Genomic DNA, 24068 nt, shown 5'->3' with positions numbered 1-24068 from the left:
CTGACAATCCCGCCGGAACGATCACCAAGCCGGTTATCCACAGGCAAAGCCGCTGGTCAAAAATTTCTTGCCCGCCGAGCCCAGCGATCCGCTACCTTTCAACCGTCAGTGACTCTACGTGACTGTCGATGCGTGCCGAGCAAGCCTCCGAGCCGTCACCGGCCTCAAACGAATCCCCTCTCCCCAAGACATTCCGCCGGAGACCCCCATGACCGACCAGCCCCAGGCATTCACCACCTCACCAGCCACCTCCACGTCCCACGCCGCGCACGGACGCGCTGCCCACACACCACGCACCCGAAGCCGCCCACCCGACACGCACCACCGTGACGGCCCGGGCGGGCCCACGCCTCCTACTCCGCACTCCCCCACCTCTGAGCAACTGGCCGCCGCCGACGCCTTTCACGCGGGCGACCACCTCGTACTCCAGGCCGGAGCGGGCACAGGCAAGACGACGACCCTGGCGATACTGGCCCGCAGCACGCGCCGGCCCGGCCGCTACCTCGCGTTCAACAAGGCCATCGCGCAGGACGCCGCCCGGCGCTTCCCCGCACACGTGACGTGCAGTACGGCCCATTCCCTGGCGTACGCGGCCGTGGGCCACCGGTTCCAGCGGCGGATGAATGCCCCCCGTCAGGCAGGCTGGCGGACCGGCTCGGCCCTGGGCATCGACACCGACTTCCGGCTCCGTATCGGTACGCGAACGGTGAGCAGCAAGGCCCTTTCGTACACAGTCCTGCGCACCGTCACCGAGTTCTGCCGCTCCGCCGACCCCGTACTGACCGCTGCCCATGTGCCTCGCCTTCGTGGCGCCGAATCGGACGCGTTGCACGGACAGCTGGCGCACGCCGTGCTGCCGTACGCCCGCAAGGCCTGGGCCGACCTTCAGGATCCCGACCGCGGCGCCGTCCGCTTCGAGCACGATCACTACCTCAAGATGTGGGCGCTGAGCGCACCGGTCATCCGGACCGATTTCCTGCTCCTCGACGAAGCCCAGGACACCAACCCCGTGGTCGAGCAGGTCTTCAGCGCCCAGCGTGCGCACGCTCAACTGGTGCTCGTCGGTGACTCGGCGCAGGCGATCTACGGCTGGCGGGGCGCACGCGACGTGATGACCGGCTTCCGCGGCAGGCAGCTCACGCTCTCCCAGTCGTTCCGGTTCGGGCCAGCGCTCGCGGCAGCGGCGAATCGATGGCTGGCGATCGTCGACGCCCCTGTCCGGCTCATCGGCTCGCCACTGCTCGACACCGAGCTGGGGCCCGTTCCCCGTCCCGACGCCGTCCTCTGCCGGTCCAATGCGGGCGCGATGGCGGAAGTCATAAGGCTGCTGTCGGACGGCCGCAGGGTCGCCCTGGCAGGTGGCGGCGACTCGCTGACAGCCCTGGCCCGGGCCGCGTACGAGCTCCAGCGCGGCAGCCGGACCGCCCACCCCGAACTGACTCTCTTCGAATCCTGGGAAGAGCTGCGGGAGTACGCCACCGCCGACCCGTCCGGCCGGGATCTCCTGCCACTCGTCGAACTCCTCGACGAACACAGCGCGGAGAGTGTGCTCCGCGCGCTGGGATGCCTTGCGAGCGAGGACAGGGCCGAGATCACGGTGTCCACCGCCCATCGGGCGAAGGGCCGCGAGTGGTCGAGCGTGCGCATCGCAGCCGACTTCACGGAGCCGGAGGAGCTGGAGGAGACCGGCGAGGACGGAGAACCGCTGCCGGGCCCGGTCGACCTCGACGAGGCCCGGCTGGCGTACGTAGCGGTCACCAGGGCAAGGAAGCGGCTCGATCTGGGCGGCCTGTCGTGGATCAACAGCCACCCGGCCGGGGATGCGCTCACGCACCACGGACGGTAGCGACACGGCCGCCCGGGTATCGCGCCTCCGCGAGCCGTCCAAAGTTATCCACAGGCCGGACAGGGGACGTGACGGGCGGACCGAACCGGAGGATCCTTGAGGAAGAGAAAGCCGGTCGGGTCGGTAAGAAACCCAGGTCAGCGCTTAATGGTGTGATGCGTGCGGTGGTCCGGCCGGCACCTGCGCCGAGCCCCGCACCCCAGCAACGTCAAAGTGACCGGAGGCGAAGACGAGACGGACACGAAGCGGCCAGAGGCGAGAGACAGAGAGTAACGGGCGCGTCGGTGACGACGAGCAGCGAGCACCAGACTTCCGGACTTCCGATGAAGCGACCAAGGCGGGGATCGTGGTGAGCGGTGATGCGTACGGGCAATGAGCCCTTGGAGGCGCGGAGTCTGCTGAAAACGCGGCGAGCTCTGGCCCTGTGGGGGCTGATATGGGCGGCGGCCGGCGTGGCCATCTTCATGGTGGTCGGTCGCCCCGGTTGGGCAGCCGCCTGCGCGGTCGTGGCGGCGCTGGCTGCGACAGACCTTGCGATCGTATGCCGCCACATACGTCAGGGGCCGCACTACCAGCCCGGCAAGGACGTACCACCGTACGAGCCGGACGGCGGTCGCAACGACCTCACGGGCTGGCGAGGCGATGGAGCGGGGCCTGACGTGGGACCTGGAGAGGGCCCTGGCGAGCCTGGCGTAGGGCCTGGCGAGGGGCCTGCCTGGGGTCCAGAGGGGCGCGGGGAACGCCGGGGGCGCGGGGGACGCAAAGGACCTTGGTGAGGGACAAACGAAGACTAAAAATCGGGGGGGGGAGGTGGGGTGGGGGCGGGGGGGGAGGGCCCCCGGAGCGGTCCTAAGAGCGGGCCCCCGGAGCGAACCCCCAGAGGTGAGCGCGGCCCCCAATCTCGAAGGAAGCCAAAGGCAACAACCGAAAGTAAGACCCACCCCCAGCCCCCTCCCTCACTCCCCCGCGTCATCCCCCGGCAGCGGGAATTGTGCTGCTTCGATGAAGTCCGGGCGGGGGTCGAGCGCGGCGGCGAGTCGGAAGTGGCGCAGCGCCTCGTCCGGGCGGTTGGCGCGCTGCAGGGTGCGGCCCAGGGCGAAGTGGGCGAACGCGTTGTCGGGCTCCCGCTCCAGGACGACCTGGAACTCCAGCTCGGCGGGGCGCAGTTGAGCGGCCAGGAAGAAGGCGCGGGCTCGCAGCAGTCGGGCGGCGGTGTTCTCCGGATGAGCGGCGATGACCGGGTCCAGGAGTTGTACCGCGCCCCGCGGATCGCGCGCGGACAGCAGTTGTTCGGCTGCCCGGAAGTCGATGACGTGTGTCTCGGGGGTGCGCTCGGTCACGGCCGTCTCCTCTCCGACACGTACGGACTCACCGCATACCGTTGGGGTAACGGCGGCTTGCGTACCGGCGACTTGCCACGAACAGGTGGCTCATTGCCGACGGGCAGCCCGTATCGCCGACCGCCCGGTCGCTACGTGGGCACAACAAACCCGGCCGCCACCGCATTCCCGACGCCCGCCACAGCACCCGTCACAGCATCGGCTGCGCGCGCCAGTTCGCCCTACCTGCGCAACACTCGGAGGCCCAATCCAGGCCCAGCCCGCAGCCCGCAGCCCGCAGCCCGCAGCCCGCAGCCCGCAGCGCAAATCCAAGGCCAAGCTCCGGGCGGCCCAAACCCAAGCCCCTACAAACTGATGTGATACGCCTTCCGCAGCGTCTCGTGCACCGTCCACCGAGTCCGGTCGCCCTCGCGCAGGAAGCACGCGTCGCCGGGGCCCACGTCGAGGACCGAGCCGCCCTCGACCTCGATGGTGGCGCGGCCGGAGACCACCACGAACAGTTCGTTGGCCTCGATGTCGGTCACGACGCCCGGCGTGATCTGCCAGATGCCGCGGACCTGCTTGCCGTCCGGGGACTCCCAGAGCACCTTTCCGGTGACGACCGGATCGCCGGAGACGACCTGGTCCGGGTCGAGCGCTTCGGGCTCCAGTTCGGCGTCCGGGATGCCGGGGACGTTGACGACGAACGATGCGGGGACAAGATCGGAAGCAGTCATGGCGTGAGGCTACCGCTCCGTCTCAGCGGGCCCGCAGCCGCTCCCAGATCTCACGTACTTGGGGCTCCAGGGCTTCCAGCGGGCCGTCGTTGTCGATGACGAGGTCCGCGATCGCGAGGCGCTGTTCCCGGGTGGCCTGGGCGCTCATGCGGGTCTTCGCCTCGTCCTCGGTCATGCCGCGCAGCGCGACCAGCCGCCGCAGCTGGGTCTCGGGGGCGGCGTCGACCACGACGACCGTGTCGTACAGGGGGGCGAGACCGTTCTCGGTCAGCAGGGGTACATCGTGGATGACCACCGCGTCCTGGCCGGCCGCGGCCTCCAGTTCGGCGGAGCGGGCGCCGACGAGGGGGTGCACGATGGCGTTGAGCGCCTTGAGCCTGTCGGGGTCGGCGAAGACGAGGGCGCCCAGCTTGGGCCGGTCCAGGGTGCCGTCCGGCGTCAGTACGTCCGTACCGAACGCCTCGACGACGGCGGCGAGACCGGGCGTACCCGGTTCGACGACCTCTCGCGCGATCTTGTCCGCGTCCACGATCACCGCGCCGTACGACGCGAGCAGCCGCGACACCTCGCTCTTGCCTGCGCCGATGCCGCCTGTAAGCCCCACCTTCACCATGGGCCCCACGCTATACGGCGCTCCAGCTTCCGCCCAGAGCCGACCCCGCCCCCGGACCCGCCCCGAGCCCGGTCTGCGCCGGACAGCTCCCCCTCTCAAGCCCCCGCCTTTTCAACGCCCCGTCACCTTCCAGCGTTCCCTCAATTGCCCCCGTCCCCCATGTCCCGTTCCCGGTCGGCCAGGAAGGCTTCGAGTTCGCGGCCGATTTCGTCGGCGGACGGGAGTTCAGCGGGCTCGGCGACGAGGTTGCCGCGGGTTTCGGCGCCGGCCGCCGCGTCGTACTGGTGCTCGAGACCGCTGACCAGTGCGACCAGTTCCTCGTCGCCCTCGGAGAGCTGCCGCTCGATCTCCTCTTGAGTGCGCAGCGCTTCCGTACGCAGGGTGTGCGCGGCGCTTGGCAGGACCAGGCCCGTCGCGGCGGTGACCGTTTCCAGCGCGGTGAGCGCGGCGTCCGGGTAGGCGGAGCGCGCGACATAGTGCGGTACGTGGGCGGCGACACCCAGCACGTCGTGTCCGGCCTCCGCGAGGCGGTACTCGATCAGCGCCTCGACGCTGCCGGGGACCTGCGCCTGTTCGAAGAGGTCGCGGTGGCCCGGGGTCAGGTCGGTGCGGTTGCCGTGCGGGGTGATCCCGACGGGCCGGGTGTGCGGAACGCCCATCGGGATGCCGTGGAAGCTGACGGACAGGCGTACGTTCAGCCGCTCGACGGTCTCTCGTACGGCCGCCGTGAAGCGTTCCCATTCCACGTCCGGCTCGGGACCGGAGAGCAGCAGGAAGGGCGCGCCCGTGGCGTCGTGGACGAGGCGCAGCTCGATGCTGGGCGTCTCGTACGAGGACCACTGGCCGTGGTCGAAGGTGAGCATCGGGCGGCGGGCCCGGTAGTCCACCAGCCGGTCGTGGTCGAAGCGGGCGACGACCTGGTGTGGCAGCCCCTCCAGGAGGGACTCGACAATCTGGTCACCGGCTTCGCCGGCGTCGATGTAGCCGTCGAAGTGGTACAGGAGCACCAGCCCGGCGGAGTCGCGGGAGGCGATCGCGTCGACCGCCGCGAGCCCACTCGGCTCCCATTCGTACAAATCCTGGGGATCCAACACAGTGACCGCTCCTCCTCGATGTCCGCCCGGCACAACGCGGTACGGGGCGCGCGCATTCCCCGCCCTTACGTCATCACCCGCTCGTGCAGCGCTGTCACCACATTTCGCGCCGAGGAGAACGTGCCGTGCTGCCAGGCGTTGGCGCGGACGGCCCCTTCATGCCGCTGGACTCGTTGTGGATACAGGCGTTGGCGTTCGTGTGCGCGAACAGCTCGAGGGGAGCTATCAGTTCGCGGCAGTAGCCTCCTGATACGGCCGCGCCACCGGCCAGCAGACACCCAGACAGCCACGCACCCAGGCACCCAGGCACCCAGGCACCCAGGCACCCAGGCAGCTGAGCCAGACACCACGACAGCACGAAGGCCCGCCCCCCAAAGGGAGCGGGCCTTCGTGACGCTATCGGCTAGCGCCTAGCGGTGAGCGTGCTCAGCTCTGGCCGCCGGCCAGCTTCTCGCGGAGCGCGGCCAGGGCCTCGTCCGACGCCAGGGCGCCGGAGTTGTCCGCCGACTCCGAGGAGTACGAGCCGCCGGAGACGTTGCCGCCACCGCCGCCCTGGCTGCCACCGGCCGCCGGCGCCGCAGCGCCCTCGGCCGCAGCCTGCTCGTCGGCCTCGCGCGACTTGATGACCTGGGCCTGGTGCTGCTCGAAGCGCTGCTGCGCCTCGGCGTACTGGTTCTCCCACGCCTCGCGCTGCGCCTCGTAGCCCTCGAGCCAGTCGTTGGTCTCGGGGTCGAAGCCCTCGGGGTAGATGTAGTTGCCCTGGTCGTCGTAGGACGCGGCCATGCCGTACAGGGTCGGGTCGAACTCGACCGCCGACGGGTCGGCACCGAAGGACTCGTTGGCCTGCTTCAGCGAGAGGCTGATGCGGCGGCGCTCGAGGTCGATGTCGATGACCTTGACGAAGATCTCGTCGTTGACCTGGACGACCTGCTCCGGGATCTCCACGTGGCGCTCGGCCAGCTCGGAGATGTGGACCAGGCCCTCGATGCCCTCGTCGACGCGGACGAACGCACCGAACGGAACGAGCTTGGTGACCTTACCCGGGACGACCTGACCGATCTGGTGGGTCCGGGCGAACTGCTGCCACGGGTCTTCCTGGGTCGCCTTGAGCGACAGGGACACGCGCTCGCGGTCCATGTCGACGTCCAGGACCTCGACCGTGACCTCCTGGCCGACCTCGACGACCTCGGAGGGGTGGTCGATGTGCTTCCAGGACAGCTCGGAAACGTGGACCAGACCGTCGACGCCACCCAGGTCCACGAAGGCACCGAAGTTGACGATCGAGGAGACGACGCCGGAGCGCACCTGACCCTTCTGGAGGGTGGTGAGGAAGGTCTGGCGGACCTCGCTCTGGGTCTGCTCGAGCCAGGCACGGCGGGACAGGACCACGTTGTTGCGGTTCTTGTCCAGCTCGATGATCTTGGCCTCGAGCTCCTTGCCCACGTAGGGCTGAAGGTCGCGGACGCGGCGCATCTCGACCAGGGAGGCGGGAAGGAAGCCGCGGAGGCCGATGTCGAGGATGAGACCACCCTTGACGACCTCGATGACGGTACCGGTGACGATCCCGTCCTCTTCCTTGATCTTCTCGATGGTGCCCCAGGCGCGCTCGTACTGGGCACGCTTCTTCGAGAGGATCAGGCGACCTTCCTTGTCCTCCTTCTGGAGAACCAGGGCCTCGATCTCGTCACCGACGGCGACGACCTCATTCGGGTCGACGTCGTGCTTGATGGAGAGCTCGCGGCTGGGGATGACGCCTTCGGTCTTGTAACCGATGTCGAGCAGGACCTCGTCCCGGTCGACCTTCACGATGACGCCGTCGACGATGTCGCCGTCGTTGAAGTACTTGATCGTCTCGTCGATCGCGGCGAGGAAGGCTTCCTCGTTACCGATGTCGTTGACCGCAACCTGCGGGGTGGTGGCGGTGGTCTCGGTGCTGCTCGTCATGTGGGAAAGGGCTCCGGTACGGACATTGAAGTCGTAGGTACTGCTACGCCGTGAGCCTTTATCGCCTCTGCAGAAGTCGACAGCAATGAGGCGCGCTCCCGAGATTCCTGAGAATCCGGTCAGCGCCTCGAAACCAAGAGGACATACAACAGATGCAAGCGCGACCTGCTCCGTCTGAGGTGCGCAGGCCCGCAGCGCAACTTGTAGCATACGGGGGCAGCCGGACACGGTCAATGCGCGAAGGCCCACACCGCGGGCGGATCGCCGCATAACCGGCACACGCCGGACGCGAGAAGAGCCGCTCGGCCTTGCCGTCGCAGGCCACAGGGGCCTGACGAAGGTCCTCACAGGACTGCGACCAGCCGGCCCCGTGAACCTCAGAAACTACAAGCTTTAACGAAGAATACGACGACGGGCGCGATGAACCAACACGACGACTCCGCAGTCACCGGTTGTGCGGCCACGGCGACCGGCTCCACGGTCCCCAGCGGCGCGGAAACCGGGCCCGACCTCGAGGCCTGGGACGACGCCGAGGCCGTACGGCGCACCACCGGGGAGGCGGAGAGCAGCCGGGCCAGCCGCGGCTGGTGGGACCGCAACGCCGATGAGTACCAGAGCGAGCACGGCGCGTTCCTGGGGGACGACCGCTTCGTATGGGGGCCGGAGGGGCTGGACGAGGCCGAGGCCGGTCTCCTGGGCCCGGCCGCCGAGCTCAAGGGCCGGCGCGTCCTGGAGATCGGTGCGGGCGCGGCACAGTGTTCGCGCTGGCTGGCGGCACAGGGGGCGCACCCGGTGGCGCTGGACCTCTCGCACCGGCAATTGCAGCACGCCCTCCGGATCGGCGGGGATCTCCCGGCGCGCGGTACGGAGGCGCCGGGTGTGGCTCTCGTGCAGGCCGACGCCGGGGTGCTCCCGTTCGCGGACGGCAGTTTCGATCTCGCGTGCTCGGCGTACGGGGCGGTGCCGTTCGTGGCTGATCCGGTACGGGTCTTCCGTGAGGTGCACCGGGTGCTGCGGCCGGGTGGCCGGTGGGTCTTCTCGGTGACGCACCCGATCCGCTGGGCCTTCCCCGACGAGCCCGGCCCCGAGGGGCTGTCCGTCGCGGCGTCCTACTTCGACCGCGTGCCCTACGTGGAGCAGGACGAGCAGGGCAACGCGGTGTACGTGGAGCACCACCGCACCCTGGGCGACCGGGTGCGTGACGTGGTGGCCGCGGGCTTCCGCCTGGAGGACCTGGTCGAGCCGGAGTGGCCGGCGTGGAACACCCAGGAGTGGGGCGGCTGGTCGCCCCTTCGGGGCGGGCTGATCCCGGGTACGGCCATCTTCGTGTGCCGACGGGACCGGTAGACGGGACCGGTAGACGGGACCCGTAGGCGGGACCCGTAGGCGGGCTGTCTTACCGGAGCCGGCCCTCCGGTACGCGGTTCCGTGCCGCTCTTGCAGGGCACGCCGAAGCTCAGCCCCTGATGCGCCGCGGCACAGCGCCTCCGGTACGCCGTCGGCCCCGCGAGAGACTGGGCGGGTGATCCGCCGCGATGAACTCGATGCTCTGCCCGTACGGTCCGCGCTGCCCGCACTCCAGGAGGCGCTGGAGGGTGCCGGGACCGCCGTCCTGTGCGCGCCTCCGGGGACCGGCAAGACGACCCTCGTACCCCTGGTGCTGGCGGGCCTGACGGAGGACGGCGCGCCCGTACGCAAGGTGATCGTCGCGGAGCCGCGGCGGATCGCGGCGCGTGCCGCGGCGCGGCGGATGGCGTGGCTGCTCGGGGAGCGCGTGGGCGAGCGCGTGGGGTTCACCGTGCGCGGGGAGCGTGCGGTGGGAGCGCGCACTGTCGTGGAGGTGGTGACGACGGGCGTCCTGCTCCAGCGGCTCCAGCGTGATCAGGAACTCCCGGGCGTGGAGATCGTTGTACTGGACGAGTGCCATGAGCGGCATCTCGACGCGGACACGGCGGCGGCGTTCCTGCTGGACGTGCGGGAGGCGTTGCGGCCGGAGCTGCGGGTGGTGGCGGCGTCGGCGACGACGGACGCGGAGGGCTGGTCGCGGCTGATGGGGGACGCGCCGGTGGTGGCGGCGCAGGGGGTGTCGCATCCGGTGGAGACGGTGTGGGCGCCGCCGGAGCGGCCGGTGCGTCCGGCGCACGGGATGCGGGTGGACCCGGCGCTGCTGACCCATGTGGCGTCCGTGGTGCGGCGGGCGGTGCGCGAGCGAGAGGGGGACGTGCTGTGTTTCCTGCCGGGCGTGGGCGAGATCGCGCGGGTGGCGGGGCAGCTGGCGGATCAGGGCGCTGCCGGGGTCGAGGTGCTGCAGGTGCACGGCCGGGCGCCGGCCGCCGTGCAGGACGCGGTGCTCGCCGGTGCGGGTGACCGGCGGCGGATCGTCTTGGCGACGTCGGTGGCGGAGTCGAGCCTGACCGTGCCCGGGGTGCGCGTGGTGGTCGACTGCGGGCTGGCGCGCGAGCCGCGGATGGATCACGCGCGGGGGCTGAGCGCACTGACGACCGTACGGGCGTCGCAGGCGGCGGCGCGGCAGCGGGCCGGCCGCGCGGGACGCGAGGCGCCCGGTGTGGTCTACCGCTGCTGGTCGGAGGGTGAGGACGGGCGGCTGCCGCGCTTCCCGTCCCCGGAGATCAAGGTCGCGGACCTGACGGCGTTCGCGTTGCAGGCCGCGTGCTGGGGCGATCCGGGTGCCGCGGGACTTGCGCTGCTGGACGCGCCGCCGGCCGGAGCGATGGCGGCGGCGCGGGACGTGCTGACCGCGGTGGGCGCGGTGGACGCGGCCGGGCGGGCGACGGAGCGCGGCGTACGGATGGCCCGGCTCGGCCTGCATCCGCGGCTGGCGCGGGCCCTGCTGGACGGCGCGGCGCAGGTCGGCGCGCGGCGGGCCGCCGAGGTCGTCGCGCTGCTGAGTGAGGAGCCGCCGCGCGAGTACGGCGACGATCTCGCCGACGCCTGGCGCACGGCCCGCCGCGGGCGGGACGCGTACGCCGGCCGGTGGCGGCAGGAGTCCCGGCGGCTGGCCTCGGCGCTGTCCGGCGCGACAGGTAAGGGCGCTCAGGACGGCAGCGCGACCGCCCCCGACAGCCGTGCGCACGCACCCGGCGAGGCCCCTGCAGCGACCCGCGGCGAGGGCGACGACGCCGTGGCCGGGGTCGTGGCGGCGCTGGCCTTCCCCGAGCGGGTGGCCCGTCGGCGCGGCGAGGGCTCCTTCGTGATGGCTTCGGGGACGGGGGCCGAGACCGGGAACGGGTCGCGGCTGCGGAGCGCCGAGTGGCTGGCGGTGGCGGTCGCGGACCGGCCCGTGACGGCGGCGTCCGCGCGGGTGCGGCTCGCGGCCGTGATCGACGAGGAGACCGCGCGGGCGGCGGCGGGGGCGTTGTTCGCCTCGGCCGAGGAGGTCGGCTGGGCGGACGGTGACGTGGTCGCGCGGAGCGTGGCGCGGCTCGGCGCGATCGAGCTGGTGTCCCGGCCGCTGCGGGACGCGGACCCGGCGCTCGTACGGGAGGCGCTGGTGGACGGGCTGCGCAGGGAAGGGCTCGGGTTGCTGCGCTGGTCGGACGGTGCGCGCTCGCTCCGGGAGCGCATGGCGTTCCTGCACCGGGAGCTGGGCGCGCCGTGGGCGGACGTCGCGGACGAGGCGCTGCTGGCGCGCCGGGACGAGTGGCTGGAGCCGGAGCTGGGCCGGGCGCGGCGGCGCGCCGACCTGGCGCGGATCGACGCGGGCCAGGCGCTGTCGCGGCTGCTGCCGTGGGCGAGCGGCGAGTCCGCGCGCTTCGACGAGCTGGCTCCGGAGCGCATCGAGGTGCCCAGTGGTTCGCGGATCAGGGTGGAGTACGGCGGCGATCAGCCGGTGCTGGCGGTGAAGCTGCAGGAGATGTTCGGGCTGCGGGAGTCGCCGCGGGTGGCGGGCGGCCGGGTGCCCGTACTGGTCCATCTGCTGTCGCCCGCGGGGCGCCCGGCGGCCGTCACCGCCGACCTCGCCTCCTTCTGGCGCGACGGCTACCGCTCCGTGCGGGCGGAGCTGCGCGGCCGCTACCCGAAGCACCCGTGGCCCGAGGACCCGGCGACGGCCGAGCCGACACGCCATACGAAGGCCCGGATGCAACGGGGCTGACGGCGCGCGACAAGGCTGACGGCAGGGCTGACGGCAGGCGCTGGGGGCGCTCAGGCGGCCATGGCGCGCCCTCCCGGGCGCCGTCCGCGCGCCTCCAAGTACAGGCTCACGGCCAGGAGCGCGGCGCCCGCGGCCAGGAGGTCCCACGGCAGGTAACTGGTGAGCAGCAGGACGAGCGTGCGCTGGGAGGAGACCAGGTCGACGGTGGCGTCCAGGTAGTCGGGACGCATCTTCACGTGTCCGGCGAACGCGGTGACCTTGCCGCCGCCGGGCAGCAGGTCGCCGCCGCGCAGTTCCTCCTTGTGGATCTCCTCGCCGTTGACGGGCGCTCCGGTGACCGGCTCCACCCAGAACATCCGCTTGGTGGTGTACCAGCGCGTGGTGCCCATCTTCTCGACGGCTTCCGGGGTGACGCCTTTGACCGGCATCTTCTTGGGGAGCGGGACCTTGGTCCAGGGGATGGTCTGTTCGAAGTAGTAGACGTCCAGGCCGTGGAAGCGGCGGGTGCCCTTGTAGTGGATGGGCGCAGACGTGCGGGTCTGGGCGTCGAAGTAGCTGTAGTCGCGCTTCTCGGTGAGGAAGGGCCACTTGTACTCGATGCCGTCGCGGCGCACCGGCTCGCCGTCGACCGCCTCGCCCTTCGCGTGCACCGGTTCCTGGGTGTGCGCGTCGAAGATGTAGCGCTCGGGGATCTCGGAGACCATCTTGCCGTCGGGGCCGGCCACGTAGGACAGCGCGTCCCAGACGACGACGTCGCGGCCGGCCGTGCGTTCGACCTTTTCGGAGGCCTCGACGTTGCCCTTCAGGGTCTGCACGATGCTGATCTTCGGGACCTTCTTGGCCTTCATGGTGCCGTAGTCGATGAGGGTGGCGGGCTTGGCCTCCAGGACCATCTCCTGGTACTGGCTCGGCGGGATCTTGGCGAGCCGGGGGAAGGCGTACCACCGCATCAGCGGGGCCAGGGCCGCGCAGAAGACGGCGAGAGCGAGCAGGACGAGGCTGGCCTTACGGCGCATGACGGCGGCCTCCCTCAGGGGTGCTCGGGGACGGTGGTCCGCAGCGGCTCGGGGGACGTCCGCCCTTCGGGGGCGCCGACGGCCGTGACGGTGAAGATCAGGGCGAGGGCGGCGGCCAGCCCGATCGCGGCTGCTGTGAGGGCACGCATGCTGGGCCTCCCGTTCGACTGGGGAACTCCCCGCCGCACCTGACGTGCTTTCAGGTGGTCAGGGCTGGGGCACCGTAGCAACGGGCGGCGGAGATGAGAACACGTTGCACCGACGAGGAAGCACGGGCCGGCATACAGAAGGGGCGCGACGCCTGCGCGTCACGCCCCTTCACTGCGTATCAGTGCGGGTGTCAGCCGACCTTGAGGTCCACCAGGAGCACCGCTCCGCCGGCCGTGGTGAGCCGGAGCTTGTACGTGCCGGGGTGGTTGTCGGTGAAGATCTCCGGCAGCTTCAGCAGGCCGTCGGCGTCGGTCTTCAGGCCGGCGAGGGTGCGTACGGGCGCGCCCTTGGCGTCCTTGAAGTACGGGCCTTCGGTGTTCTGCTCGGCCTTCGCGGGGTCAGTGGCGTCCCCGGCGATCATCGTGGCCGTGACGGCTACGCCGGCGGCGGCCTTGCCCTGGTAGGTCGCCTTCACCTCGATGGCGTCGGTGTAGGAGGCGCCCTCCGCGGCCTGCATCTTCTGGTCGGAGGTGCGGGCGAGGGCGTCGGCCTGCGGCCTGGCCTTGACGGTCGCGGTGAAGTCGGTGGCCGGCACGGCACGCCCCACCGCCGTCGCGCGGACGGTGTACGTCCCGGCCTTCTCGCCCGCGACCAGGGCCGGTGCGGTGGCGATGCCGTCCTTGTCCGTGGCCACGGTGACCTTGGCGGCGCCGCCCTCGAAGCGGGTGTCGCCGTCTCCGCGTATCTCGTACTGGACCTTCACGCCGGAGACCGTGCGGTCCTCGGTGTTCTTCGCGCGCACCTGGAGCCGGTCGGCGAACGTGTCGCCTGCGGTGGCGCTCACGTCCTTCTCCCCCACGCGCTGGAGGGAGGCGAGGGGCGCGGGCTGGGTGGGCGAGGGCGTCGGCGTGGGCGACTCGTTGGTGCCGCCCGGGGTCGTGCCGGGGGACGAGCCGTCCTCGGAGTCCGAACCGTCTCCGGAGCCGCCGTTGTCACCGGGCGCGGGGCTCGGCTCGGGCTTCGTCCCGCCGTCCGTACCCGTGCCGCCACCGGACTCGGTCCCGTCGCCGCCCTTGCCCGAGGTGCCGCCGCCCTTGCCCGAAGTGCCGTCGGTGCCCTTTCCGGCCTCGGTGTCCTTCCGGGAGCCGTCCCGGTCCTCGGAGCCCTTCGACGCGTCCCCGGAACCGGCCTTGTCCGAGCCGCTGCCTCCGGTCCCCGCGCCGGAACCGCCGGCGCGCGGCCCGGTCGGCAGGACGCCGGTGCCGTCGGGCACCTCGTGCGTGCCCTTGCGGTAGTACTCGTACCAGGACAGCACCGTGCGCAGGTACTCCTCGGAGTGGTTGTAGCCGAGGATCGCGCGGTTCATGTCCGCCTGGACCGACAGGTCGCGGTCGGCCGCGCACAGGTAGCGGCCGGCCGACAGGGCCGCGTCGTAGACGTTGTTGGGATCGCTCGCGCCGTCGCCGTTGGCGTCCGTGCCCCACCTCGCCCAGGTGGACGGGATGAACTGCATGGGGCCGACCGCGCGGTCGTGCGTGGTGTCGTTGTCGAAGCGGCCGCGGTCGGTGTCGGTGATCCGGGCGAAGCCGTTGCCGTTGAGCTGGGGGCCGAGGATGGGCCGCAGCGTCGTGCCGTTCTCGTCCACCGCGCCGCCGCGGGCCTGTCCGGATTCGACCTTGCCGATCGCGGCGAGCAGTTGCCAGGGGAGATTGCAGCCGGGGTGGGTCCGGGCGAGGGACGCCTCGGCCTCCTTGTACGCGGCGAGCACGGTCGCCGGTATGCCGGACTCCGCGGGGCCGGTGGCTATGGGTCCGTCCCCGCCCTGCTGCTTGCCGGGTGGCTGCGGGCTGACGAGCGGGGGCAGGTCGGTGAAGTACGAGGAGTCGCCGTCGATGGGGGCGTCGCCCCGAGGGGCTTCGCGGGAACTTCCGGCGGCGTCCGCGGCGTCGGGCGCCTGGGAGGCGGTCAGCGCGGCGAGGGCCAGCGCCACCACCACACTGGAGGCCGCTCCTTTGCGGAGCCGTCGGCCGAACTTGGCTGCCATGTGTCCTACTCCCCCTCCGCGTTGACCCACCGCGCTGGGTGCACGGTGTCGCGCTCTCGGCGCTCCAACGCACGCGACACTACGACAACTCCCCGCCCGCAGCTACCGTTCCCGGCTCGCCATCACTGTCTGCTCACATCCGGCATACTGCCTCGAATCGATCACTCGATCATGTCCAACGGTCGGGTCCGGTCAGGAAGAGGGACCATGCCGTTCACACTCAGTCATGCCGCGGCGGTGCTGCCTGCCATACGCCGCAACGGTACGGCGCGCGGGCCGCTGCTGGTGTCCGCGCTCGTCGCCGGGTCCTTCGCGCCGGATCTGACGTACTTCGCGGACACGGCCGTGCCGGGTGCGATGGCGTACGGAGAATTCACGCACGCGCCGGCCGGTGTTCTCACCGTGGACACACTGTGCGCAGCGCTGCTGGTCGGGTGCTGGCTGCTGCTGCGCGATCCGCTGCTCGCGCTGCTGCCGGCAGCCTGGCGGGGCAGGGTGGGGGCGCTGGTCCGCGGCCCGGACCGGCGGGAGCTGTCCCGTGGGCGGTTCGCGCTGCGCTTCTGGTACTCGGCGGTGCTCGGCGCGCTCACACACATCGTGTGGGACGCGTTCACGCACCCCGGGCGCTGGGGTGTGCGGCTGCTGCCCGTACTGCGGGAGCCGGTCGCCGGGTGGCCGGTGTACGCGTACGTGCAGTACGGCACGTCGGCGGTGGCGCTCGTGGCCCTCGGGTGGTTCGTGTGGTCCGCGCTCCATCGGGCGCCGCACGGCGCCGCCCCCGAAGGGCTGCCCGCGCTCGGCAATCGTGCGCGGCTGCTGTGCTGCGTGCTGCTGACGCTGTGCGTACTGATGGGGGCCTGGCACCGGGTGCTGCGGGCACATGCGGTGTACGGCGGGGCGGCGACGTGGTTCGACCACGTGCCGACGGCGCTCTTCGGTGCGGGCGCCGGGCTGGGCGTGGCGCTCCCGGTGTGGGCGGCGGCGGTCCGGCTGAACGACCGCCGGCGCCGTACGCGGGGCGTCGCCGCCCCGGCGGAAAAGACCGCGGCCGGGGGCTGAACAGGTCCCTGCTCAGCCCCCGGCCGTCTCGTCACGGGTCAGTGCGCGGCGGACTCCCAGTCCCCGCCCGAACCGACGGAGACGTCCAGCGGGGCGCGCAGCTCGACCGCACCGGCCATCTCGCGCCGTACCAGCTCCTCGACCTGCTTCTGCTCGCCGGGCGCCACCTCGACCACGATTTCGTCGTGGACCTGGAGCAGCATCCGGGAGGTGAGCCCGGCGGCGGTCAGTGCCTCGCCGACGCGCAGCATCGCGATCTTGACGATGTCCGCCGCGGTGCCCTGGATCGGGGCGTTCAGCGCCATCCGCTCGGCCATCTCGCGGCGCTGTCGGTTGTCGCTGTTGAGGTCGGGCAGATAGCGGCGGCGGCCGAGCATGGTCTCGGTGTAGCCCGTGGCGCGGGCCCGGTCGACGACCTCCTGCAGGTAGTCCCGCACGCCGCCGAAGCGCTCGAAGAAGTTGTCCATGAGCTTGCGGGCCTCGTCCGGGGAGATGCCCAGCTGCTGGGACAGGCCGAACGCCGACAGGCCGTACGCCAGCCCGTACGACATCGCCTTGATCTTGCGGCGCATCTCGGGGTCGACCTCGGTCTTGGGCACCGAGAAGACGTGCGAGGCCACCGTGGTGTGCAGGTCCTCACCGGAGGTGAACGCCTCGATGAGGCCCTCGTCCTCGGAGAGGTGCGCCATCACGCGCAGCTCGATCTGGCTGTAGTCCGCGGTCAGCAGCGTCTGATAGCCCTCGCCGACCACGAAGCCGCGGCGGATGGCGCGGCCCTCGTCCGTGCGGACGGGGATGTTCTGCAGGTTGGGGTCGGTGGAGGAGAGCCGGCCGGTCGCGGCCACCGTCTGGTTGAAGGTGGTGTGGATGCGGCCGTCCGCGGCGATGGTCTTGATCAGGCCCTCGACCGTCGTGCGCAGCTTGGCCTGCTCACGGTGGCGCAGCATGATCACGGGCAGTTCGTTGTCGGTCTGCGCCGCGAGCCAGGCGAGGGCGTCCGCGTCGGTGGTGAAGCCGGTCTTGGTCTTCTTGGTCTTGGGCAGGCCCAGTTCGTTGAAGAGGACTTCCTGGAGCTGCTTGGGCGAGCCGAGGTTGAACTCGTGTCCCGCGGCGGCGTGCGCCTCGGTGACGGCCTGCTGGACGGCGGCGGCGAACTGCTGCTCGATGCGCTCCAGCCAGCCGCGGTCGGCGGCGATGCCGGAGCGCTCCATGCGGGCCAGCAGCGCGCTGGTGGGCAGCTCGATGTCGCGCAGCAGATCGGCGGCGCCGACCTCCTCCAGGCGCGTCTCGAAGGCGGCCCCGAGGTCGAGCACCGTACGGGCCTTGGCCATCAGGGCCTCGGCCTCGGCCTGCTCGTCGGCACCGAAGGCCAGCTGGCCGTCGCCGGCCGCGGCGGGCGCCAGGTCGCGGCCGAGGTACTCCACGGAGAGCGCGTCCAGCGCGAAGGAGCGCCGGCCGGGCTTGACCAGGTAGGCGGCGAGGGCGGTGTCCATGGTGACGCCGTCGATCGCCCAGCCGTGCTCGGGGAAGATCCGCATCAGGCCCTTGGCGTTGTGCATCACCTTCGGGCGCGCGGGGTCCGCGATCCAGGCGGCGAACGCCCGGTCGTCGGCCTCGTCCAGCTGCGTCGGGTCGAACCAGACGGCGGGTCCCGCGGCGGTGGCCAGGGCGACCTCGGCGACCGAGCCGCTGCCCAGCTTCCAGGAGTCGACCGTGGCGACACCGAGGAGGGCACTGCCGTGCTCGGCGAGCCAGGGGGCGAGCTGCCCGGCGCCCGCGACGAGGCCGTCGATCTCGACGCCCGGCAGCGGCTCGACGGTGGCCGACTCCTCCCCTCCGGGGTCGACGGCCAGCAGGCGGTCGCGCAGGCCCTGGTTACGGATCTCCAGCGCCTCCAGGAACACCGTGAGGGTCTGCCGGTCGTAGCCCTCGCGGATCAGCTCGGCGGGGCCGCAGGGCAGCTCCACGTCACGGACCATCTCGGTCAGCCGGCGGTTGAGCTTCACGGCGTCCAGGTGGTCGCGGAAGTTCTGCCCGGCCTTGCCCTTGACCTCCTCGGCCCGCTCACACAGCTCCTGGAACGAACCGAACTGGTTGATCCACTTCGCGGCGGTCTTCTCGCCGACACCGGGGATGCCCGGCAGGTTGTCCGACGGGTCGCCGCGCAGCGCGGCGTAGTCCGGATACTGGGCGGGGGTCAGGCCGTACTTCTCGAACACCTTCTCCGGGGTGAAGCGGGTCAGCTCCGAGACGCCCTTGGTGGGGTAGAGCACCGTGACGTCGTCGCTGACCAGCTGGAAGGCATCGCGGTCACCCGTGACGATGGACACCTCGAAGCCCTGCTCCGTGGCCTGCGTGGCGAGCGTGGCGATGATGTCGTCCGCCTCGAAGCCGTCCGTCGCGAACCGCTTCACGTGCATGGCGTCCAGCAGCTCGCCGATCAGCTCCACCTGCCCCTTGAACTCGTCGGGGGTCTTGGAGCGATTGGCCTTGTAGTCGGGGAACTCCTCCGAGCGCCAGGTCTTGCGCGAGACGTCGAAGGCCACCGCGAAGTGGGTGGGCGCCTCGTCGCGCAGGGTGTTCGCGAGCATCGAGGCGAAGCCGTACACGGCATTCGTCGGTTGCCCCGTGGCGGTGGTGAAATTCTCCGCGGGCAGGGCGAAGAACGCCCGGTACGCCATGGAGTGCCCGTCCATCAGGAGCAGCCGGGGACGCCCTCCCCCCGCGGTCTCGCTGCCGGTCGATTCGCTCTTCTTCGCTGCCTTTGCTGCCACGCCCCCGATCCTGCCACGCCCCACTGACAATCCCTGCCGCGGCGGCCGCCCCGGCCGCTCCCGGCGCGTGCCTGTGGACAACGGCATCACCCTCACCATCACACCCTGTGGACGACCGGCCGACGGTCGGTGGCGCGTGGCAGGATCGACCACGGCGGAAGGAGCGTGCATGACTTGTTCCATGCATGATCCTGATGCCTGAATGGTGATATACAGAACGGCTGCTCGCGCACGGCAGCTCAGCAGAATCGGCACCCAGGGAGACCGCCATGGCAGGCAAAGCACCCGAGTCGGACCCGGTACAGGACGCGCCCGAGGTCAGCGGCCCGAAGCACTCGGCCGTCGGCCTGCCCGCCATCACCAACGCCTTGCGGATCTCCCAACAGCAGATGGGTGTGAAGCGCACGGCGCTGACGCTGCTGCGGGTGAATCAGAAGGAAGGCTTCGACTGCCCCGGCTGCGCCTGGCCCGACCCGGACCACCGGCACGCGGCGGAGTTCTGCGAGAACGGCGCCAAGGCCGTCGCCGAGGAAGCCACCCTGCGGCGCGTCACGCCCGACTTCTTCGCCGCCCACTCCGTCGCCGACCTCGCGGGCCGCAGCGGCTACTGGCTCGGCCAGCAGGGCCGCCTCACCCAGCCCATGTACCTCGCCGAGGGCGCCACCCACTACACCCCTGTGCCGTGGGAGCGCGCCTTCGACCTCATCGCCGAGGAGCTGACCGGCCTCTCCTCTCCCGACGAGGCCGTCTTCTACACCTCCGGGCGCACGAGCAACGAGGCCGCGTTCCTGTACCAGCTCTTCGCCCGCGAGTACGGCACGAACAACCTCCCCGACTGCTCGAACATGTGCCACGAGTCCTCCGGCTCGGCCCTCACCGAGACCATCGGCATCGGCAAGGGCAGCGTCTCCCTGAAGGATCTGTACAAGGCCGACCTGATCATCGTCGCCGGTCAGAACCCGGGTACGAACCACCCCCGCCAGCTCAGCGCCCTGGAGAAGGCCAAGGCCAACGGCGCGAAGATCATTTCGGTCAATCCGCTGCCCGAAGCCGGCCTGGAGCGGTTCAAGAACCCCCAGACCCCGCGCGGCCTGGCCGGCGGCGGCACCTCCCTCACCGACCTCTTCCTGCAGATCCGGCTCGGCGGCGACCAGGCCCTCTTCCGGGCGCTCAACCACCTCCTCCTCCAGACCGACGGCGCCCTCGACGAGGACTTCATCCGGGAGCACACCCACGGCTTCGAGGAGTTCGCCGCCGCCGCGGGCGACGGCCTGGACTGGGACGAGACCCTGCGGGCCACGGGTCTGACCCGCGCCGAGATCGACGAAGCGCTGCGCATGGTCCTCGCCTCGAAGCGGACGATCGTGTGCTGGGCGATGGGCCTCACCCAGCACAAGCACTCCGTCCCCACCATCCGGGAAGTCGTCAACTTCCTGCTGCTGCGTGGCAACATCGGCCGCCCCGGCGCCGGCGTCTGCCCCGTACGCGGCCACAGCAACGTCCAGGGCGACCGCACGATGGGCATCTTCGAGCGCCCCGCGCCCGACTTCCTGGACGCCTTGGAGAAGGAGTTCGGCTTCGCGCCGCCCCGCGAGCACGGTTACGACGTCGTACGGGCCATTCGTGCGCTGCGCGACGGGCAGGCCAAGGTCTTCTTCGCCATGGGCGGCAACTTCGTCTCCGCCACCCCCGACACCGAGGTCACCGAAGCCGCCGTGCGCCGGGCGAACCTCACCGTCCACGTCTCCACCAAGCTCAACCGCTCGCACGCCGTCACCGGCGCCCGCGCGCTGATCCTGCCCACCCTCGGCCGCACCGAGAGGGACCTCCAGGGCGGCGGCGAGCAGTTCGTCACCGTCGAGGACTCCATGGGCATGGTGCACGCCTCCCGCGGCCGCCTGGAGCCTGCGAGCCCGCACCTGCTGTCCGAGCCGGCCATCGTGTGCCGCCTCGCCCGCCGGGTCCTCGGCACGGACAGCCGCATACCGTGGGAGGAGTTCGAGAAGGACTACGCCACGATCCGCGACCGCATCGCACGCGTCATCCCCGGCTTCGAGGACTTCAACGCCCGCGTCGCGAGCCCGGACGGCTTCGCCCTGCCGCACGCCCCGCGCGATGACCGCCGCTTCCCCACCGCCACTGGCAAGGCCAACTTCACCGCGGCGCCGGTGGAGTTCCCCGCCGCCCCCGAAGGCCGGCTGCTCCTGCAGACGCTGCGCTCGCACGACCAGTACAACACCACGATCTACGGCCTGGACGACCGTTACCGCGGCATCAAGAACGGCCGCCGGGTGGTCCTGGTCAATCCCGAGGACGCCCGCGCCCTCGGGCTCGCCGACGGTGCCTACACCGACCTCGTCAGCGAGTGGACCGACGGCAGCGAGCGCCGCGCCCCCGGCTTCCGAGTCGTGCACTACCCGACGGCGCGCGGCTGCGCCGCCGCGTACTACCCGGAGACCAATGTCCTGGTCCCCCTGGACCACACCGCGGACACCAGCAACACCCCCGCCTCGAAGTCCGTGGTCGTCAGGCTGGAGCCGGCCGGCCTCTGACCCGCCTCGCATACACGGCCGCCGGGCCGGTGCGGGCCAGCACCGGACCGGACCCGCACCGGACCGCACCTGACCGGCCCGCACCGGCCCGGCCCGACGCGGGGCGGGGCGGCCCGACGCGGGTCGGCGCCGGGCGGCGCGCGGCCGGCCGACCGTGCCCCGCACCGCTCCCTCCCCGTGACGAGCCGCACAGCCCCGGCACCCCCGAACTGAGCGCGCGCTCAGTAGCCTGAGGGCGGCACGACGCCCCGCCTCGACCGTCCCACGGTCCGGGCCGGCCCCGTACGCGTACGGCCACCTCCCCCGGACACCCCGACGAACAGCGACCACGACGAGCAGCGCAAGCGAACGGAGCCGTACGCCATGGGCGAGCAGACCACGACCGCCTTCCCTCAGGAAGTCCTCGACCAGTGGGCCGGGCAGGGCCTGGACCTGCCCGCCCTGTTCTCCGCCGGCCACCTCGGCACGCGGATGAGCGTCCAGGTCGTGGAGGCCGCCCCGGAGCGGGTCGTCGGCACCATGCCCGTCGAGGGCAACACCCAGCCCTACGGCCTGCTGCACGGCGGCGCCTCCGCCGTCCTCGCCGAGACCCTCGGCTCGGTCGGCGCCATGCTCCACGGCGGCCCCGGCAAGCTCGCCGTCGGCGTCGACCTGAACTGCACCCACCACCGCGGCGTACGCACCGGCCTGGTCACCGGCGTCGCCACCCCCGTGCACCGCGGCCGCTCCACCGCGACGTACGAGATCGCCATCACCGACGAGCAGGGCAAGCGCGTCTGCAGCGCCCGTCTGACCTGCCTGCTGCGCGACGCCGAATCCCCGGCCCAACCCTCCTGACCTGGCAGTTCGGCCCCCAGGCGGTCTTGGGGGGGGGGGGGGGGGGGGGGGGGGGGGGGGGGGGGGGGGGGGGGGGGGGGGGGGTGGTGGGTGGTTGGGGAGGGGTTTGTCCCCGGGGGGGTGGTGGGGGTCTCCCTGCGGGGAGAGCTCACGGGGCCTCCCCCGCCGCGCGCTTTTCCCCCGCACTGTCCGGGCACGCCGCCGCCCTCGCTGCCGCCCGCCCGCGGCCGTACCGGAGCCGCCGTCTCCCACCGCCCTAACGCTGCGTGACACACGTAATGCGCCTCTGCCGCACGCCTCCCGCGCCGCGGCGGCGCCGCTCCCGTACCGCCGCCCGCACCGCATTCCGGACGCCCCGACCGCGTCGCGCGGCAAATCCCCTCGTAGAAGTGCAAGTTCGCGCTCCGCCTGGCGCACACGCACCAGCGGTAAGGACCATCAGTACGAAACGCTCATCGCAGGTCATAACAAGAGCGTCACATCCTCGTCGACGCCGATGCCCCGGTGAACTGGACCGCTCTACCATCACCGCCAGTCACCGCGCCGCCGGGCGCGCTGTACCAGCACGGCCTGTACCACCCCTTACAGCCCGGCGCGCGAACGGTCGCGCCACTGCGTGACCGCGCCAGGGGAAAGGACTGATCGTGCGTCACCGTTCCTTGCTGATTCTCACCACCGCGGCAGCCGCCGGCGCCCTCACGCTCTCCGCGTGCGGCTCCCGCGGCGAAGACAAGAGCGGCGACGGCTCCAAGGCCACCGTCGTCATCGGCCTCGACGCCCCGCTCACCGGCGAACTCTCCGCCCTGGGCCAGGGCATCAAGAACTCCGCCGACCTCGCCGTGAAGAACGCCAACAAACAGAACGAGGTCGACGGCGTCACCTTCGAACTGCGCCCCCTCGACGACAAGGCGCTGCCCAACGCCGGCCAGCAGAACGCCACCAAGCTCGCCGGCGACAAGGAAGTACTCGGCATCGTCGGCCCGCTGAACTCCGGCGTCGCCCAGTCCATGCAGCAGGTCGCGCAGTCCAACGGCGTCACCCTCATCTCCCCGGCCAACACCACGCCCGACCTCACCCAGGGCAAGAACTGGAAGAAGAACGACCGCAAGCGGCAGTTCACCACCTACTTCCGCACCGCCACCACCGACGAGGTCCAGGGCGCGTTCGACGGCCAGTACGCCTTCGAGAAGATGAAGGCCAAGACCGCCTACGTCATCGACGACCAGAAGACCTACGGCGTCGGCCTCGCCTCCTCCTTCAAGGACCAGTTCACCAAGCTCGGCGGCAAGATCGTCGGGACCGAGCACGTCAGCCCCGACGACCGTGACTTCAAGGCCGTCGCCGCCAAGGCCAAGGGCGCCAACCCCGACCTGGTCTTCTACGGCGGCGAATACCCCGCCTCCGGCCCGCTCAGCCAGCAGCTCAAGGACGGCGGCCTCAACGTCCCCCTGATGGGCGGCGACGGCATGTACAGCGCCGACTACATCGAACTGAACAAGAAGGCACAGGGCGACTACGCCTCCTCCGTCGGCAAGCCCGTCGAGCAGCTGCCCTCCGCCAAGAAGTTCATCGCGGACTACAAGGCCGCCGGCTACAAGGACCGCTACGAGGCGTACGGCGGCTCCACCTACGACGCCACCTGGGCCCTCGTCCAGGCCGTCAAGCAGGTCGTCGCCGACAACGGCGGCAAGCTCCCCGACGACGCCCGCAAGAAGGTCGTCGACGCCATGAACAAGGTCTCCTTCGACGGCGTCACCGGCAAGGTCTCCTTCGACAAATACGGCGACACCACCAACACCATGATCACGGCCTACCAGGTCGACAAGAAGCAGTGGAAGGCACGCTTCAGCGCCGAGTTCGAGAAGTTCGACAAGAGCTGACCCGGCACCACCCACCCGTACACCGGCCGCGCCAGCACCCCACCCCCACCTGGCGCGGCCCGCGGCACACCGGCACACTCCCCGCCTGC

The 24068-nt window shown here is 71.3% G+C and carries 17 protein-coding genes; 8 read left to right on the top strand and 9 right to left on the bottom strand.

Annotation, left to right across the window (positions count from 1 at the left end; translation table 11 throughout):
• The first annotated feature begins 208 nt into the window (after window positions 1-208).
• Window positions 209-1846 carry a UvrD-helicase domain-containing protein gene (locus ACZ4MH_RS21350; RefSeq protein WP_351587532.1) on the top strand — a complete coding sequence of 546 codons (1638 nt, stop codon included), beginning with the start codon at window positions 209-211 and terminating at the stop codon, window positions 1844-1846.
• A 359-nt stretch (window positions 1847-2205) separates the two neighbouring features.
• Window positions 2206-2622, top strand: a complete 417-nt coding sequence (locus ACZ4MH_RS21345; RefSeq protein WP_351587529.1) for a DUF6343 family protein — start codon at window positions 2206-2208, stop codon at window positions 2620-2622.
• Window positions 2623-2802: 180 nt separating this feature from the next.
• Here ACZ4MH_RS21345 and ACZ4MH_RS21340 read toward each other — a convergent pair whose 3' ends face one another.
• The 5 genes from ACZ4MH_RS21340 to rpsA all read right to left on the bottom strand — a co-directional run bounded on the left by ACZ4MH_RS21340 (window position 2803) and on the right by rpsA (window position 7553).
• Window positions 2803-3186, bottom strand: coding sequence for a tetratricopeptide repeat protein (locus ACZ4MH_RS21340; RefSeq protein ID WP_351587526.1), 384 nt, complete (start codon window positions 3184-3186; stop codon window positions 2803-2805).
• 344 nt (window positions 3187-3530) lie between these two features.
• The gene (locus ACZ4MH_RS21335) at window positions 3531-3902 is read right to left on the bottom strand and encodes a cupin domain-containing protein (protein ID WP_351587523.1); all 372 of its coding nucleotides are present in this window, start codon (window positions 3900-3902) and stop codon (window positions 3531-3533) included.
• Between the two features lie 22 nt (window positions 3903-3924).
• A complete protein-coding gene (coaE, locus tag ACZ4MH_RS21330) occupies window positions 3925-4515 on the bottom strand; it encodes a dephospho-CoA kinase (protein ID WP_351587520.1) in 591 nt (196 codons plus the stop codon).
• A gap of 140 nt (window positions 4516-4655) precedes the next feature.
• Entirely contained in the window at window positions 4656-5609 is a 954-nt protein-coding gene (locus ACZ4MH_RS21325; RefSeq protein ID WP_351587516.1) for a PAC2 family protein, read from the bottom strand.
• A 426-nt stretch (window positions 5610-6035) separates the two neighbouring features.
• Window positions 6036-7553 carry a 30S ribosomal protein S1 gene (gene rpsA / locus ACZ4MH_RS21320; RefSeq protein ID WP_351587513.1) on the bottom strand — a complete coding sequence of 506 codons (1518 nt, stop codon included), beginning with the start codon at window positions 7551-7553 and terminating at the stop codon, window positions 6036-6038.
• 420 nt (window positions 7554-7973) lie between these two features.
• On the opposite strand from rpsA, the gene ACZ4MH_RS21315 reads away from it, so the two are divergent.
• A complete protein-coding gene (locus ACZ4MH_RS21315) occupies window positions 7974-8900 on the top strand; it encodes a class I SAM-dependent methyltransferase (protein WP_351587510.1) in 927 nt (308 codons plus the stop codon).
• Between the two features lie 175 nt (window positions 8901-9075).
• Window positions 9076-11667: an ATP-dependent helicase HrpB gene (gene hrpB, locus ACZ4MH_RS21310; protein ID WP_467754632.1), complete on the top strand. Its 2592-nt coding sequence runs from the start codon at window positions 9076-9078 to the stop codon at window positions 11665-11667.
• 50 nt (window positions 11668-11717) lie between these two features.
• Here the strand turns inward: hrpB and pgfA are convergent, their stop codons facing one another.
• From pgfA to ACZ4MH_RS21295, 3 genes are all read right to left on the bottom strand, one after another.
• Complete coding sequence (gene pgfA / locus ACZ4MH_RS21305) at window positions 11718-12683, bottom strand: cell envelope lipid trafficking protein PgfA (RefSeq protein ID WP_351600794.1); 966 nt, start codon at window positions 12681-12683, stop codon at window positions 11718-11720.
• Window positions 12684-12697: 14 nt separating this feature from the next.
• Entirely contained in the window at window positions 12698-12832 is a 135-nt protein-coding gene (locus ACZ4MH_RS21300; RefSeq protein ID WP_351600797.1) for an SPW_0924 family protein, read from the bottom strand.
• A gap of 191 nt (window positions 12833-13023) precedes the next feature.
• Complete coding sequence (locus ACZ4MH_RS21295) at window positions 13024-14877, bottom strand: lytic transglycosylase domain-containing protein (RefSeq protein ID WP_351600800.1); 1854 nt, start codon at window positions 14875-14877, stop codon at window positions 13024-13026.
• 207 nt (window positions 14878-15084) lie between these two features.
• Here ACZ4MH_RS21295 and ACZ4MH_RS21290 point away from each other — a divergent pair, with 207 nt between their 5' ends.
• The gene (locus ACZ4MH_RS21290) at window positions 15085-15936 is read left to right on the top strand and encodes a DUF4184 family protein (protein ID WP_351600803.1); all 852 of its coding nucleotides are present in this window, start codon (window positions 15085-15087) and stop codon (window positions 15934-15936) included.
• A 38-nt stretch (window positions 15937-15974) separates the two neighbouring features.
• Here the strand turns inward: ACZ4MH_RS21290 and polA are convergent, their stop codons facing one another.
• Complete coding sequence (polA, locus tag ACZ4MH_RS21285; protein WP_467754641.1) at window positions 15975-18632, bottom strand: DNA polymerase I; 2658 nt, start codon at window positions 18630-18632, stop codon at window positions 15975-15977.
• Window positions 18633-18979: 347 nt separating this feature from the next.
• On the opposite strand from polA, the gene ACZ4MH_RS21280 reads away from it, so the two are divergent.
• The 3 genes from ACZ4MH_RS21280 (at window position 18980) to ACZ4MH_RS21270 (ending at window position 23979) form a co-directional block, all read left to right on the top strand.
• On the top strand, window positions 18980-21262 hold the full coding sequence (locus ACZ4MH_RS21280) for an FdhF/YdeP family oxidoreductase (RefSeq protein ID WP_351600808.1): 2283 nt from the start codon (window positions 18980-18982) through the stop codon (window positions 21260-21262).
• Between the two features lie 363 nt (window positions 21263-21625).
• A complete protein-coding gene (locus ACZ4MH_RS21275) occupies window positions 21626-22099 on the top strand; it encodes a PaaI family thioesterase (protein WP_031066587.1) in 474 nt (157 codons plus the stop codon).
• Between the two features lie 659 nt (window positions 22100-22758).
• Window positions 22759-23979, top strand: a complete 1221-nt coding sequence (locus ACZ4MH_RS21270; protein WP_351600010.1) for a branched-chain amino acid ABC transporter substrate-binding protein — start codon at window positions 22759-22761, stop codon at window positions 23977-23979.
• Window positions 23980-24068 lie beyond the last annotated feature (89 nt).

This window comes from Streptomyces sp. NPDC026301 (assembly GCF_055567935.1).
This window is presented reverse-complemented; position numbering and strand designations above follow the sequence as displayed.